Below are 11665 nucleotides of genomic sequence, written 5' to 3' on the forward strand. Positions count from 1 at the left end.
GTAGTACCGGGTACGGGGGCTTCCGGTCGGTTACAGTCAGTTTCGTGCTGTTCGACCGGTTTGCCGCGCGCCGACCTCCCGGTTGGCTGATCGCCGCGCTCGCCGTACCGCTGCTGCTCGTCACCGCGCTGCTGGTCGGCCGCGCGCTCACCGTCACGCCCGCGCGCCCGTCAACGCCGGTCGTCGCCGCGCCCACGAGCACGACCGCCGCGCCGAGCCCGTCGCCGTACGAGTCGGTGCCGCCCGCCGCGCGCCCGCCGGACGACCTGCCGGTGATCACCTACGACCCGGCGCCGCGCGGCTTCCCGCCCGACCCGGATCCGGCCGACACCCGCCAGCTCGGCGAAGGGCTGCGCCCGAACCGCAACGTGGCCGCGTACGACGCGCCGGGCGGCCGTCCGCTGGCCTTCCTCGCGCCGACCATCAACGGCGTACGGCTCACCGTGCCGATCGTCGAACGCCGCTCCGGCTGGACCGCCGTGCTGCTCCCGTCGGCCAACCGCACCATCGGCTGGCTGCCCTCGGGCGGCTGGACCACGGTGGCGCTGCGCGACCAGATCGTGGTGGAACGGCGCACCCACCGCCTCACCTGGAGCCGGGACGGGCGCGCGATGCGCACCTGGCCGGTCAGCCTCGGCATGTCCGGGCAGCTCACGCCACTGGGCCGCACGTTCGTACTGGGCCGCACCCCGCCCCCGGAGGCCGTCTACGGCGGCGTCGACATCTTCGCCCTCGGCGCGATCCCGGACGACCCGGGTGCGGTGCCGACCGGGCTGCGCGGCGCCCACATCGGACTGCACAGCTGGTACAACGACGACACGCTCGGCAAGAACGTCACGAACGGCTGCATCCGGCTGACCCGCAGCGCCCAGCGCCTGCTGCTGACCGAGGTCGAGCCGGGCACCGCCTTCGTCGTGGTGGACCGCCTGCCCTGACCGGGCTCAGCCCAGCAGCCAGCCGTTGGCCTCGGCCACCCGCACCGCGTCGGCCCGGTTGCGGGCGCCGGTCTTGCCGATGGCTGCGGAAAGATGATTGCGTACGGTCCCCTCGGACAGGTGCAACGTCGCCGCCAGCTCGGCCACCGTGCCGCCGCCGCGCGCCGTACGCAGCACCTCGGTCTCCCGCTCGGTGAGCGGGCTCGGCCCGGTGGCGAGCGTCTCGGCGGCGAGCGCCGGGTCGACCACCCGCAGCCCGGCGTGCACCCGGCGGACCGCGTCGGCGAGCTGCCGGGCCGGGGTGTCCTTCACCACGAAGCCGTTCGCGCCCGCCTCCATCGCCCGGCGCAGGTAGCCGGGCCGCCCGAACGTGGTCACCACGAGCACCCGGCAGGACGGCAGCGCGGCCCGCAGCGCGGCGGTCGCGGCCACCCCGTCCAGGCCCGGCATCTCCACGTCGAGCAGCGCCACGTCCGGGCCGGTGCGCAGCGCCTCCGGCACCACCTCGTCGCCGCGGCTCACCTCGGCCACCACAGTCAGGTCCGGCTCCAACGACAGCAGCGCTGCGAGCGCGCCCCGGACCAGCGCCTGGTCGTCGGCGAGCAGCAGCCTGATCGGCTCGGTCACGGGCGCGTCCCTCCGTCCGGATCCGCCGCGGGCACCGTCACCCGGAGCAGGAAGCCACGCCCGTCGTCCGGCCGCGCCACCGTCACCGTCACCGTCGCGTCCAGCCGCCGGGCCCGCTCCCGCAGCCCGGCCAGCCCGTGCCCGGCCGGGCCATGCTGGTCCGCCGGGCCCCGGCCGTCGTCGCGTACCTCCACCGCCGACGGTTCCACCCGGATGACGCAGTGGCGGGCGCCGCTGTGCCGCACCACGTTCGTCACCCCCTCGCGGACCGCCCAGCCGAACAGCTCGTCGCGGTCCGCCGGCAGCGGCGGCACCGACTCCGGCAGCTCCGCGACGACGCCCGCGGCGGTCAGCGCCGACCGCGCGCCGGCCAGTTCGGAGGCCAGATCCACCCCGCGGTACGCCCCGACGGTGCTCCGCACGTCCGCCAGCGCCTCCCGGGCCAGCCGCTCGATGTCGGCGACCTCGGTGGCGGCGCGGGCCGGGTCCAGCTCCAGCAGCCGGCCGGCCAGTTCGGCCTTGACCGCCACCACGGTGAGCGAGTGCCCGAGGATGTCGTGCAGGTCCCGGGCGGCGCGGGCGCGTTCCTCGGCCACCGCCAGCCGGCGGATCTCCTGCTGCGCGGCCTGGAGTTCGCCGTTGCGCTGGGCCAGCCGGCTCACCCCGAACATCGCGAACGAGGCGAGCAGCACCGCGAAGACGAGCGTGCTCTCGTGCTCCCAGCCGGGCACCAGACGCGCGGTCACCGGCGGCGCCGCCGCGGCCAGCACCACCACGACCAGCGCCTCTGCCGACGGCAGCAGGAACACCGCGGCTGCCCCGACGAAGACCAGTGTGGTCAGCCAGTCGCCGCCGGTGCCGGGGATCCCGGCCAGCCCGAGCGCGAGCAGCACGGCGATCAGCAGCCGGGCCCGGCCGGGCGGCACCGGTCGATGGCGCTGCCGTCGGCCCCGGGCCCATTCGAAGATCAGCACGTACGCCACGGCGAACGCGACGAGCGCGCCGATCCCGACCAGCCGCCGCCACAGTTGCGGCTGGTGCAGTGCGGTGCCGAGCGGGATGTTGAGGAAGAACAGCCAGACCGCCGCCAGCAGCCAGCCGGTGAACCGCCAGTGGCGGTTCACCGGCCGGGCCGGACCGGGCGGCGACGTCACGCCGACCACGCTAGACCCCGCTCAGACACGGGTGGTGTCCCGGCGGAACAGCCGGGCCGCGCCGAGGCCGAAGAACACGGTCCAGGCGGTCACGTTCGCCACCGCCGCCCAGTCCACCCCGGTGCCGGTCAGCGGCGCGCGGGCGAGCTGACCGACCCCGTACACCGGGGTGAACTTGGCGATCTGCCGCATCACGTCGGGCAGCAGCTCCAGCGGGACGAACAGGCCGCCCAGCATGGCCAGGATCGCCAGCGCCGGGCCCACGAACTGCATGACGTTCTCGGCCGGGGCGAGGTAGCCGACGAAGAGCCCGAACGCGGCGAACACGAGCGCGCCGACCCAGGCGGTCAGGCCGGACTCGACCCAGACGTGGGCCGGCAGCCGGACCCCGGAGGCCGCGCCGACGGCGAACTCCACGAGTACGCCGAGCAGGCCGAGCACCATCGCGGTGGCGACCTTGGTCGCCACGTACGCGGCGGGGCGCAGCGGAGTGAGCCGCAGTTGCCGGCTCCAGCCCAGCGCGCGTTCGGTGGCGACGGCCGCGCCGGCGCTGGTGGTGGCGACCATGGCCGCGTACACGGCCAGGCTGATCATGATCCAGCCGGTGACCGGCAGCCCGTTGTCCAGCTTCTCCCCGCGCGTGGGCAGCCCGAACAGCAGGAAGAACACGGCCGGCATGACCAGGATGAACAGCAGCGTACGGCGGTTGCGCAGCACCCGGCGGATCTCGATGGCGAGCACCGGCGCGCAGAACCCGCCGAGCATGGGCGGCCGGCGGTCGACGGCGCGGGCGGTGGTGGACGAGGTCGTGGCGGTCATGGCGAGGCTCCCCGGTTCAGGCGGTCAGGGTGAGGAACGCGTCCTCGAGGTTGCGTGAGGTGATCTCCAGGTCCCGGGCGTCCGTGCGGGTCAGCAGGTGCCGGGCGACCACATCGGAGTCCCCTGTGTGCACGAGGACCGCGTCGCCGCGTACCTCGACCGAGCGGACGCCCGGCAGCGCGGCGAGTGCGGCCTGGTCGGCGCCGGGCAGCGTCGCCCGCACCACCCGCCCGGCGGCCAGGTTCTTGATCTCGGCGGTGGTGCCGTCGGCGACCACGCGGCCCTGGCGGATCAGCACGATCCGGTCCGCGTACGCGTCGGCTTCGTCCAGGTAGTGGGTGGCGAACAGGACGGTCCGGCCGGAGCGGGCGTCGGCCCGGATCGCCTGCCAGAAGTCGCGCCGGCCCTCGACGTCCATGCCGGTGGTCGGCTCGTCCAGCACCATCAGGTCCGGGTCGGGCAGCAGCGCGAGCGCGAACCGCAGGCGCTGCTGCTGCCCGCCCGAGCACTTGCCGACCGCCCGGTCGGCGATCCCGGCGATGCCGGCGCGCTCCAGCACCTCCGCCACCGGCCGGGTGTGGCCGTAGAAGTGCGCGGTCATCCGTACCGTCTCGGCGACGGTGAGGTCCTTGAGCAGGCCGCCGGTCTGCATCACGGCGGCGACCCGGCCGTGCCGGACGGCGTCGGCCGGCTCGCCGCCGAAGAGGCGGACCGTGCCGGCGTCCGGGCGGGCCAGCCCGAGCAGCATGTCGACGGTGGTGGTCTTGCCGGCGCCGTTGGGGCCGAGGAACGCCACCACCTCACCGGCGGCGATCCGCAGGTCGAGCCCGTCGACGGCGGTCACCGGGCCGAAGGTCTTGGTGAGTCCGGCCAGGTCCACGGCCGGTGCGGAATCGGTCATGTCCCGATGCTCCGGCGTGCGGTGTCCGGTTCCCCGGAGCGGCAGTCACCTTCCGGCCGTGACATTTGTCAGGCGGTCACGCCGCCGACGCCGGACGCTCTGGGGCCGATCAGGCCGTCGCGCCGCCGTCGATCGCGATCGACGCGCCGGTGACGTGCCGTCCGCCGGGGCTCACCAGGTGACTGACAGTCGCCGCCACGTCGTCCGGGGTCGCGTACCGGCCGAGGGCGATGTGCGACCGCTGCCCGTCCGCGCCCGCGCTGTCCGCCGGGTTCATGTCGGTGTCGGTCGAGCCGGGCAGGATCAGGTTGACGGTGATCCCACGCGGACCGAGTTCGCGGGCGAGCGCCCGGGTCAGCCCGTTCACGGCGCTCTTGGTCATCGCGTACGCGCTCACCCCCGGTGCCGGGACGCGGCTGGCGAAGCTGCTGCCGATGTTGACGATCCGCCCACCCGCGCCCATGTGGCGTACCGCCGCCTGGGTGGCGAGGTAGACCCCGCGCACGTTCACCGCGATCGCCCGGTCCAGGGCGTCGAGGCTGACCGACTCGATCGGCCCACCCGCGAACACGCCGGCGTTGTTGACCAGGATGTCCAGCCGCCCCAACTCGGCGACGGTCCGGTCCACGGCGCCGATCACGGCCGTCGCGTCGGCGCTGTCCGCGTTGATCGCCAGGCCGGTCCGCCCGTACGCCTCGATCTCGGCCACCACGGACTTCGCGCTGTCCTGCGCGGTGCGGTAGGTGAACGCGACGTGGATGCCGTCCTCGGCCAGCCGGCGCACGACGGCGGCGCCGATTCCCCGGCTCCCGCCCGTCACCAGGGCGACCCTGTCGGCAAGTCTGACCGTCATGTCGTCATCCTGACAGTCGACTCAGGACGCTGATCATCCGGGTCAGCCGTCAATTCCTGTCCGGCCGGTCAGGCAGGATTGCCGGCGCCCAGTCCGGGTACGCGCGGGCCGTCCAGCGGCGAAACGGGGAGGCGGACATGAGCGCACCGACGGGACGGGTCGACACGATCGTGCTCATCCACGGGCTCTGGATGACCTCGCGGAGCTGGGAGCACTGGGCGCAGCGGTACTCAGCGCGCGGCTTCCAGGTGCTCACGCCCGCCTGGCCCGGGATGGACCGCGAGGTGGAGGAGCTGCGGGCCGACCCGGCCCCGATCGCCGCGCAGCGCATCGCCGACATCGCCGACCACTACGCGGCGATCGTCAGGGACCTGCCGCGCCCGCCGATCATCATGGGCCACTCGTTCGGCGGCCTGATCGCCCAGTTGCTGGCGGACCGCCGCCTCGGCGCCGCGGTGGTCGCCGTGCACCCCGCGCCGGTACGGGGTGTGCTCAAGCTGCCGCCCAGCACGCTGCGGTCCGGATATTCGATCCTGCACAACCCGGCCAACCGGCACCGCGCCGTGCCGTTCACGCCGGAGGACTTCCGGTACGCCTTCGGCAACACCATCAGCCAGCAGGAGTCCGACGCCGCCTGGGAGCGGTACGCCGTACCGGGCGCTGGGCACGTGCTGTTCGAGGCCGCGTTCGCCAACCTGGACCCGAACTCCGCCACCGAGATCGACAAGAAGCGCAGCGACCGCGCCCCGCTGCTGATCACCGCGGGCGGCGAGGACCACGTGGTGCCCGCAACCTTGGCCAGCTCGATCGCCAACCTCTACCGGAGTTCGACGGCGCTCACCGGCTACCGGGAGTTCCCCGGCCGGTCGCACTTCGTCGGCGGCGAACCGGGCTGGGAGGAGGAGGCGGACTACGCGCTGGAGTGGGCGGTCGAGGCGGCGAACGAGTATTCCCCGACAGTGGTCGCCGAGGCCCCGCGACGGCGTTGACCCACGGAGATATCAAGATCAGCAAAAATTGATATCATCACCTCGTTTCGAGTGCTCGGACGAGGAGGCGCACGTGTCCCGGACCATCCTTGACGTCGACGACGACCTCCTGGCCGAGGCCGCCGAGATCCTCGGTACCGGCACCAAGAAGGCCACCGTCAACGCCGCGCTGCAGGAAGTGGTCAACCGGGAGAAGCGCCGGGAGTTCGCCGACTGGCTCAAGAGCGGCGGCCTGCCGGACCTCACCGACCCGCAGCAGGCGTCGAAGCCCGAAGCGGCATGACGCGGGAGCGCTACCTTCTCGACAAGTCGGCGCTCGCCAGGTGGCCGAAGCCCGCCGTGGCACCCGTCCTGGACGAGTTGTCCGAGCGCGGTCTGCTGGCGGTCTGCGGGGCGGTCGAGATCGAGGTGGTGCACAGCGCCCGCTCGGCCAAGGACGCGCAGCGCGCTCGATGGCTGCTTCGCGGCTTCGACTGGCTCGCCATGCCGGACGACATCTGGGATCGTGCGATCGACGTCCAGGTGCAGGCGCTGCACAAGGGCAACCACCGCGCGCTTTCGATGGCCGATCTGCTGATCGCCGCCACCGCCGAACGGCATGGCGTGACCGTTCTGCACTACGACGGTGACTTCGACCTGATCACCGCGATCACCGGCCAGCCGACGACGTGGGTCGTCCCGGCCGGAAAGGCCGACTGACCGACTACGGTCCTCATTCCCAGGAGTCGGAGATGTCGAGGACCTCGAGGTCGGGCGGGGCCGCCACCGCTACCGTCCCGACGTCCCGTGTGACCAGGTAGCACCGGTAGAGCACGGCGGTGGCGATCGCGTGGGCCACGTCGAGCGGCACCTTGCGGCTCGCCGCGATCCGGGCCACCCGCCGGCTGGTCGGACCGTCGTATACCGCGATCCGGATGTCCCGGTCCGTGTCGAGGAGCAGGTCGAGCAGATCGGCGGCCGGAGTACCCGCTACCTGAAGCTGCGCCTGCCCCAGGCAGAGCGCCGGGATCCACACCTCCTGCTCGGGATCCTCCTGCGCGAGGGTCAGCAGCGCACCCGGCTCGACGCTGTCCCCAGCGGCGTACGCGAGCAGTGCGGACGTGTCCAGGACGAGCCCGTTCACGCGGCAGCCGCCCCGTCACCGTCCCCGAACTGGCGTAGCCACTCCATGTTCCGATCGTGTTGCTCGTCGGTGATCGGCGGCTGTTGTGCCAGCCTCCGGCGAGCCCGCTCGACGTCCTCGTCGGTCACCACATAGCCGTGCTCAGCCCATCGGGCACGCAGACCGTCCGCTCGCATCTTCCGCCGGAGCACGTCGGCGATGAAGCCGGACGTCGTGCCCTGCGACCGCTCGACGTACTCGGCCACGTCGTCGGGCAGGCTGATCGTGATGCGCCGCGTCATACTCTCACCATAGCTCATGCATACTCCGCTTTCGGTGCGGCACGCGGTGCCGGTCGAGCGGGTGCTCATCGCGGCCGGAACCGCCGGGAGCACTCACCGTCGTGTCCGGGCCGGAGCAGACACCGCTGCCCACCGGGCAGCAACCGGTCGCAGAACACCCAGTGGCGGACGTTCTGGTCGTCCTCCGCCGAGATCGTGGTGCCGCCGGGCTCGGTCTGCGGCAGGACGTGCGACCAGTGCGCCACCACCCGGGCCAGCCGCTGAGCGGAGAGCAGGTCGTTGACGACGACCGGCAGGTGGATCACCCATCGCTCGGTCACCTGTCGTACCCCCGTTCGTTGCGGGCCCGGGCCTGCTCCGACTGCCAGCGACGCAGCGCGTTCTTGATCCGGTCTGTCTCCCGGCGGCTCTGCGCCAGCGCGTCGTAGACGACGGCCAGGTCACCGGCGACGCGGTCGAGGAACTCCCGCACCTCCTGCGGATCGAGCCCACGCCGGCCCAGCTGGGTCGTCCGGAAGCTCCGCTCACGGACCTGCCACGGACGCAAGGGCTGATAGGCGGACGAGCGGTAGCAGGTCGATCCGAGGACCGACCGCCGGCGACGCCGGACACGCCGGAGGAAGACGCGCATGACAGGACCTGCCTCTCACCGTCGAGATCGAACCGTGGAAGGGCGGGCCCACCGGCCCGCCGCGCACCGGCGGACCCACCCCGGCACCTGCCACCGCAGCCTTCGACCAGCAGTACGTCAGCAGGGCACAACGCGTGGCCCAGGTCGACACCCGATGACCCAGCCGATCCGGCCACTCACTCATCGTGCAGTGAACCGCACCCTTTGCGCAACTCCCGATTCGGGATGATGTCATTGCGAAGCTCGTCCGCTTCCGCCACACTGACCGGCATGACTGGAAGCCCGACCGTCCGACGTCGACGCCTGGCCGCTGCCCTCCGTCGCCTCCGTGAGCAGACCGGCATGACCGCCGACCAGGCCGCCAAGGAGGTGGGGATCTCGAAGTCGGCGATCAGCCGCATCGAGAACGCCCAGGTGTCCGTCATGCCGCCGGTCGCCCGTGGACTTCTTGAGCTGTACGGGGTGGAAGGCGACGAGGTGGACGCACTCGTCCAGGTCGCCCGCGATGCCCGCAAGCGCGGCTGGTGGCAGGCGTACGACGACGTGCTGCCGGACTGGTTCGAGGTCTACGTCGGGCTGGAGGCCGAGGCCTCCGAGATCCGCGCGTTCGAGCCGCAACTGGTTCCGGGTCTACTCCAGACCGCCGACTACGCCCGCGCGGTCATCCGCGCCGAGCACCCGGACGCCCCGACCGACGAGGTGGACCGGCGGGTGGAGTTGCGCATGCGGCGACAGGACACCGAGACTCCGCCGAAGCTCTGGGTGGTGCTGGACGAAGCCGCACTACGGCGGCCGGTCGGCGGCGCGGAGCTGTTCGCGGCGCAGTTGCGGCGACTGGCCGAGGAGGCCGACCGACCCGGCCGCACCATTCAGATCCTGACCTTCGGCGCGGGCGAGTACGGGTCGATGGGCAGTGCCTTCAGCGTGCTGGCCTTCCCCGAGCCGGCCGATCCGGGGGTCGTCTACGTCGAGACCCGCGCGGGTAGCCTCTACCTCGAAGGCCAACAGGTCAGGGAGTACAGCCGCGTCTTCGAGCACCTGGTCGCCACGGCGGCCAGCGCCCGCGAGTCGCACGACCTGATCCTGGGGGCGATCGACGAGCTATGAGAGGACGGCGCGGGTGGAAGAGGCCAACCAGGCGGCGGTGACCTGGCGCAAGAGCACCCGCAGCAACGGCTCCGGAAACTGCGTCGAGGTCGCCGACAACCTGCCCGGCGTGGTCGGGCTACGCGACAGCAAGGACCCCGCCGGTCCGGCCCTCGCCTTCCCGCCGAGCAGTTGGGCCGCCTTCATCCGGGCCGTCAAGAGCGAGACCCTGAGCCGCTGAGGGGTTGCCTCGCCAGCACGGGAGCGGCGGTGTCGGCGTGCTGACAGTGTGCTGCGCGGCTTCCGGTGAACAACCCGGCTACCGTGCCCTCCATGAGCCCCTCGCACGAATTCAGCGTCGATGACGTCGATGCGGCCATCGACTTCGTGATCAAGAACGGCGCGGAGGATCGCGGGCAGACCGTCTCGTACTCCCGAGTGTTCGATGCGGCGGGCCTTCCCGCGCCGCAGTACCTCCACATGGACGGCGACCCTCAGCGGGTCACCGAGTTCATGGAGGCGTTTCACAACCGCTGCAAGGAACGGCAGCTCCCTCCCCTGGACGCACTCGTCGTGCACGTCGCCGCCCGCCGTGCTGGATTTCCGGGAGCGGGCTACTTCCGGATCAACGGCTTGGCCGACCCGCTCGCGGAGCGCGCCAAGCCGGAAGCCGTGACGGCGAGCGTCCGGTTCTGGGAGGAGCAGCGGGAGACCTGCAAGCGGTGGGGGGTCAAGAGCCGACGCGGCCATACGTGAAGCCGTGCAGGCGGTCCCGGTACTCAGACGACGGCCATCGCCACCCGACAAGGCATCGACCATGCTGGACGGCAGGTGCGACGATGCGACGATGATTCGGCTGATCGCGGACGACACCTGGGACGGCCTCGACAGCTACCTGCGACAGGCCACGCGGAAACGAGCCGCTATCGCCTACATCGGGTCGGCCGCTGCTCAGATGCTGGGTCTCGTCGGTGGCGACCTGATCATCGTGGACGGGTCCGATGCGGCGCTCGGCGCCGGTCTCGTCGATCCGGCCGTCGTGGACGCCTGGCTCTCCGAGCGTGTCGAGGTGCGTTCGCTCTGGGGCCTGCATGCCAAGGTGATGCTGCTGGAGGGCAGGCAGACCCGGGCGGTGGTCGGCTCGGCTAACGCCTCGGCTCACTCCCGGGACCGGCTACGGGAGGCCGCAGTCGTCACCGACGACGAAGGGCTGTGCGCCCAGGTAGCCGAACAGTTGGACGTATGGCAGGCCGAAAGCGACGAGATCGACGCGGAATGGCTTGTGCACGCCCGGGCTGTCTACCGTCCGCCGGTTGCCGCTCCACTGCCCCGCGCCCACCGACGACTGCCCCGCCTCTGGGTGGGCATGGCGGTCAACGAAACGACTGCGCTTCCCAGTAAGGCGGCAGTGGTCGCAAAAAGGCTGGAACAGCGACACGGACGTGGGACTGTCTTGCCCTGGCGCATGAATCGGGGCGATGAGCAGGCCGTCCGGCAAGGGGACGAGGTCGTCGTCGTCGACGTCGGTGCAATCGAGCAGAAGCCCCGCCGCACCTCCCGAGCATGGTCTCCTGCACGGGTGGCGCGAGTGGTGACCGAACCTAGACGTCACCCGGTGGCCTTTCTGGTCTGGTCGCACAGCGATCCCGAGACACGCACCTTCGCGGAGGTGGAAGAGGCGGTGCAGGCAGCCGGCGGCAGTATCGATTGGGATAAGCCGTTTGAAGCCTATTCCTCCGCAGCGAAGGCTCTGCGCGAACTCTGGCCGGTCTCGAACGAGCGGCCGTAGCCCCACGGACAAGGCTTCAGGGAGGATCCGGTGCCCACCCATCGGCAGACCCACCAAGCCGGCCGCCATCTTGCCGTCGGTCACGCCCTTCTACGTGGTTACCAAGCGGAACTCGTCGGCGCGCAGACGTTCATCACCGTCAACCGTCGTCGCGCCGCGGTGATGGTCGCGGGCAAGGGCGCTTGGATGATCGCGGACATCGGCAAGTTCACCAGCAGCACCATCGGAACGTACGTGCTGGTGGACGTCTCCGGGATTCATCCTCGATTCTTCGTCGCGCCCGGCGACGACCTCCGCCGTGATGTGCAACTACGACACCAGCAGTTCATGGACCGGGTAGGCGTCAGGCCGCGCAACAGCGAGAGCCAGCACACCAAGATCGAGCCGCAGGACGTCGCCCGATGGGAGGACGACTGGGCGGCCTTCGAGCGTGCAGACGGCACGTAGATCCTGGCTTCGACACAGCCCGGCAACGGC

The 11665-nt window shown here is 71.7% G+C and carries 18 protein-coding genes; 9 read left to right on the top strand and 9 right to left on the bottom strand.

The window, feature by feature from the left end; genetic code table 11:
- Window positions 1-44: 44 nt before the first annotated feature.
- Window positions 45-935, top strand: coding sequence for a L,D-transpeptidase family protein (locus PVK74_RS13880; protein ID WP_274479184.1), 891 nt, complete (start codon window positions 45-47; stop codon window positions 933-935).
- Window positions 936-941: 6 nt separating this feature from the next.
- On the opposite strand, the gene PVK74_RS13885 is transcribed toward PVK74_RS13880, so the two are convergent.
- The 5 genes from PVK74_RS13885 to PVK74_RS13905 all read right to left on the bottom strand — a co-directional run bounded on the left by PVK74_RS13885 (window position 942) and on the right by PVK74_RS13905 (window position 5289).
- Window positions 942-1562, bottom strand: coding sequence for a response regulator transcription factor (locus PVK74_RS13885; RefSeq protein WP_043329150.1), 621 nt, complete (start codon window positions 1560-1562; stop codon window positions 942-944).
- Entirely contained in the window at window positions 1559-2716 is a 1158-nt protein-coding gene (locus tag PVK74_RS13890) for a sensor histidine kinase (RefSeq protein WP_210872684.1), read from the bottom strand. Before PVK74_RS13890 ends, PVK74_RS13885 begins: the two co-directional genes overlap by 4 nt.
- 21 nt (window positions 2717-2737) lie before the next feature.
- On the bottom strand, window positions 2738-3535 hold the full coding sequence (locus tag PVK74_RS13895) for an ABC transporter permease (RefSeq protein WP_205797327.1): 798 nt from the start codon (window positions 3533-3535) through the stop codon (window positions 2738-2740).
- A 16-nt stretch (window positions 3536-3551) separates the two neighbouring features.
- On the bottom strand, window positions 3552-4436 hold the full coding sequence (locus tag PVK74_RS13900) for an ABC transporter ATP-binding protein (RefSeq protein WP_043329147.1): 885 nt from the start codon (window positions 4434-4436) through the stop codon (window positions 3552-3554).
- 109 nt (window positions 4437-4545) lie between these two features.
- Window positions 4546-5289 carry an SDR family NAD(P)-dependent oxidoreductase gene (locus PVK74_RS13905; RefSeq protein ID WP_274479185.1) on the bottom strand — a complete coding sequence of 248 codons (744 nt, stop codon included), beginning with the start codon at window positions 5287-5289 and terminating at the stop codon, window positions 4546-4548.
- Window positions 5290-5426: 137 nt separating this feature from the next.
- Here PVK74_RS13905 and PVK74_RS13910 point away from each other — a divergent pair, with 137 nt between their 5' ends.
- The 3 genes from PVK74_RS13910 (at window position 5427) to PVK74_RS13920 (ending at window position 6977) form a co-directional block, all read left to right on the top strand.
- Window positions 5427-6278 (top strand): alpha/beta hydrolase, encoded by an 852-nt coding sequence (locus tag PVK74_RS13910; RefSeq protein WP_274479186.1) that lies wholly within the window; start codon window positions 5427-5429, stop codon window positions 6276-6278.
- Window positions 6279-6351: 73 nt separating this feature from the next.
- Window positions 6352-6561 carry a type II toxin-antitoxin system VapB family antitoxin gene (locus PVK74_RS13915; protein ID WP_043329142.1) on the top strand — a complete coding sequence of 70 codons (210 nt, stop codon included), beginning with the start codon at window positions 6352-6354 and terminating at the stop codon, window positions 6559-6561.
- Window positions 6558-6977, top strand: coding sequence for a PIN domain nuclease (locus tag PVK74_RS13920; protein ID WP_064448209.1), 420 nt, complete (start codon window positions 6558-6560; stop codon window positions 6975-6977). Before PVK74_RS13915 ends, PVK74_RS13920 begins: the two co-directional genes overlap by 4 nt.
- A gap of 13 nt (window positions 6978-6990) precedes the next feature.
- Here the strand turns inward: PVK74_RS13920 and PVK74_RS13925 are convergent, their stop codons facing one another.
- The 4 genes from PVK74_RS13925 to PVK74_RS13940 form a co-directional block, all read right to left on the bottom strand.
- Window positions 6991-7401: a type II toxin-antitoxin system VapC family toxin gene (locus tag PVK74_RS13925; protein WP_069088896.1), complete on the bottom strand. Its 411-nt coding sequence runs from the start codon at window positions 7399-7401 to the stop codon at window positions 6991-6993.
- Complete coding sequence (locus tag PVK74_RS13930; RefSeq protein WP_121685563.1) at window positions 7398-7682, bottom strand: hypothetical protein; 285 nt, start codon at window positions 7680-7682, stop codon at window positions 7398-7400. Before PVK74_RS13930 ends, PVK74_RS13925 begins: the two co-directional genes overlap by 4 nt.
- A 65-nt stretch (window positions 7683-7747) precedes the next feature.
- Window positions 7748-8002, bottom strand: a complete 255-nt coding sequence (locus PVK74_RS13935) for a hypothetical protein (protein WP_274479187.1) — start codon at window positions 8000-8002, stop codon at window positions 7748-7750.
- Window positions 7999-8313: a DivIVA domain-containing protein gene (locus PVK74_RS13940; RefSeq protein ID WP_269704675.1), complete on the bottom strand. Its 315-nt coding sequence runs from the start codon at window positions 8311-8313 to the stop codon at window positions 7999-8001. Before PVK74_RS13940 ends, PVK74_RS13935 begins: the two co-directional genes overlap by 4 nt.
- A gap of 270 nt (window positions 8314-8583) precedes the next feature.
- Here PVK74_RS13940 and PVK74_RS13945 point away from each other — a divergent pair, with 270 nt between their 5' ends.
- The 5 genes from PVK74_RS13945 (at window position 8584) to PVK74_RS13965 (ending at window position 11635) form a co-directional block, all read left to right on the top strand.
- Window positions 8584-9420, top strand: a complete 837-nt coding sequence (locus tag PVK74_RS13945) for a helix-turn-helix domain-containing protein (RefSeq protein ID WP_113972633.1) — start codon at window positions 8584-8586, stop codon at window positions 9418-9420.
- Window positions 9421-9433: 13 nt separating this feature from the next.
- On the top strand, window positions 9434-9640 hold the full coding sequence (locus PVK74_RS13950) for a DUF397 domain-containing protein (protein WP_274479188.1): 207 nt from the start codon (window positions 9434-9436) through the stop codon (window positions 9638-9640).
- Window positions 9641-9732: 92 nt separating this feature from the next.
- A complete protein-coding gene (locus tag PVK74_RS13955; RefSeq protein WP_274479189.1) occupies window positions 9733-10155 on the top strand; it encodes a hypothetical protein in 423 nt (140 codons plus the stop codon).
- A gap of 61 nt (window positions 10156-10216) precedes the next feature.
- Window positions 10217-11188, top strand: a complete 972-nt coding sequence (locus PVK74_RS13960; protein WP_274479190.1) for a phospholipase D family protein — start codon at window positions 10217-10219, stop codon at window positions 11186-11188.
- Between the two features lie 30 nt (window positions 11189-11218).
- Complete coding sequence (locus PVK74_RS13965) at window positions 11219-11635, top strand: hypothetical protein (RefSeq protein ID WP_274479191.1); 417 nt, start codon at window positions 11219-11221, stop codon at window positions 11633-11635.
- Window positions 11636-11665: the final 30 nt, after the last annotated feature.

This window comes from Micromonospora chalcea (assembly GCF_028768405.1).
Lineage (GTDB): Bacteria > Actinomycetota > Actinomycetes > Mycobacteriales > Micromonosporaceae > Micromonospora > Micromonospora chalcea.

Excerpts from the sequence above, each read along its gene's own strand:
- PVK74_RS13895 (WP_205797327.1), bottom strand. The coding sequence starts at position 3,535 with ATGACCGCCACGACCTCGTCCACCACCGCCCGCGCCGTCGACCGCCGG.
- PVK74_RS13900 (WP_043329147.1), bottom strand. The coding sequence starts at position 4,436 with ATGACCGATTCCGCACCGGCCGTGGACCTGGCCGGACTCACCAAGACC.
- PVK74_RS13905 (WP_274479185.1), bottom strand. The coding sequence starts at position 5,289 with ATGACGGTCAGACTTGCCGACAGGGTCGCCCTGGTGACGGGCGGGAGC.
- PVK74_RS13910 (WP_274479186.1), top strand. The coding sequence starts at position 5,427 with ATGAGCGCACCGACGGGACGGGTCGACACGATCGTGCTCATCCACGGG.
- PVK74_RS13920 (WP_064448209.1), top strand. The coding sequence starts at position 6,558 with ATGACGCGGGAGCGCTACCTTCTCGACAAGTCGGCGCTCGCCAGGTGG.
- PVK74_RS13930 (WP_121685563.1), bottom strand. The coding sequence starts at position 7,682 with ATGACGCGGCGCATCACGATCAGCCTGCCCGACGACGTGGCCGAGTAC.
- PVK74_RS13940 (WP_269704675.1), bottom strand. The coding sequence starts at position 8,313 with ATGCGCGTCTTCCTCCGGCGTGTCCGGCGTCGCCGGCGGTCGGTCCTC.
- PVK74_RS13945 (WP_113972633.1), top strand. The coding sequence starts at position 8,584 with ATGACTGGAAGCCCGACCGTCCGACGTCGACGCCTGGCCGCTGCCCTC.
- PVK74_RS13955 (WP_274479189.1), top strand. The coding sequence starts at position 9,733 with ATGAGCCCCTCGCACGAATTCAGCGTCGATGACGTCGATGCGGCCATC.
- PVK74_RS13960 (WP_274479190.1), top strand. The coding sequence starts at position 10,217 with ATGCTGGACGGCAGGTGCGACGATGCGACGATGATTCGGCTGATCGCG.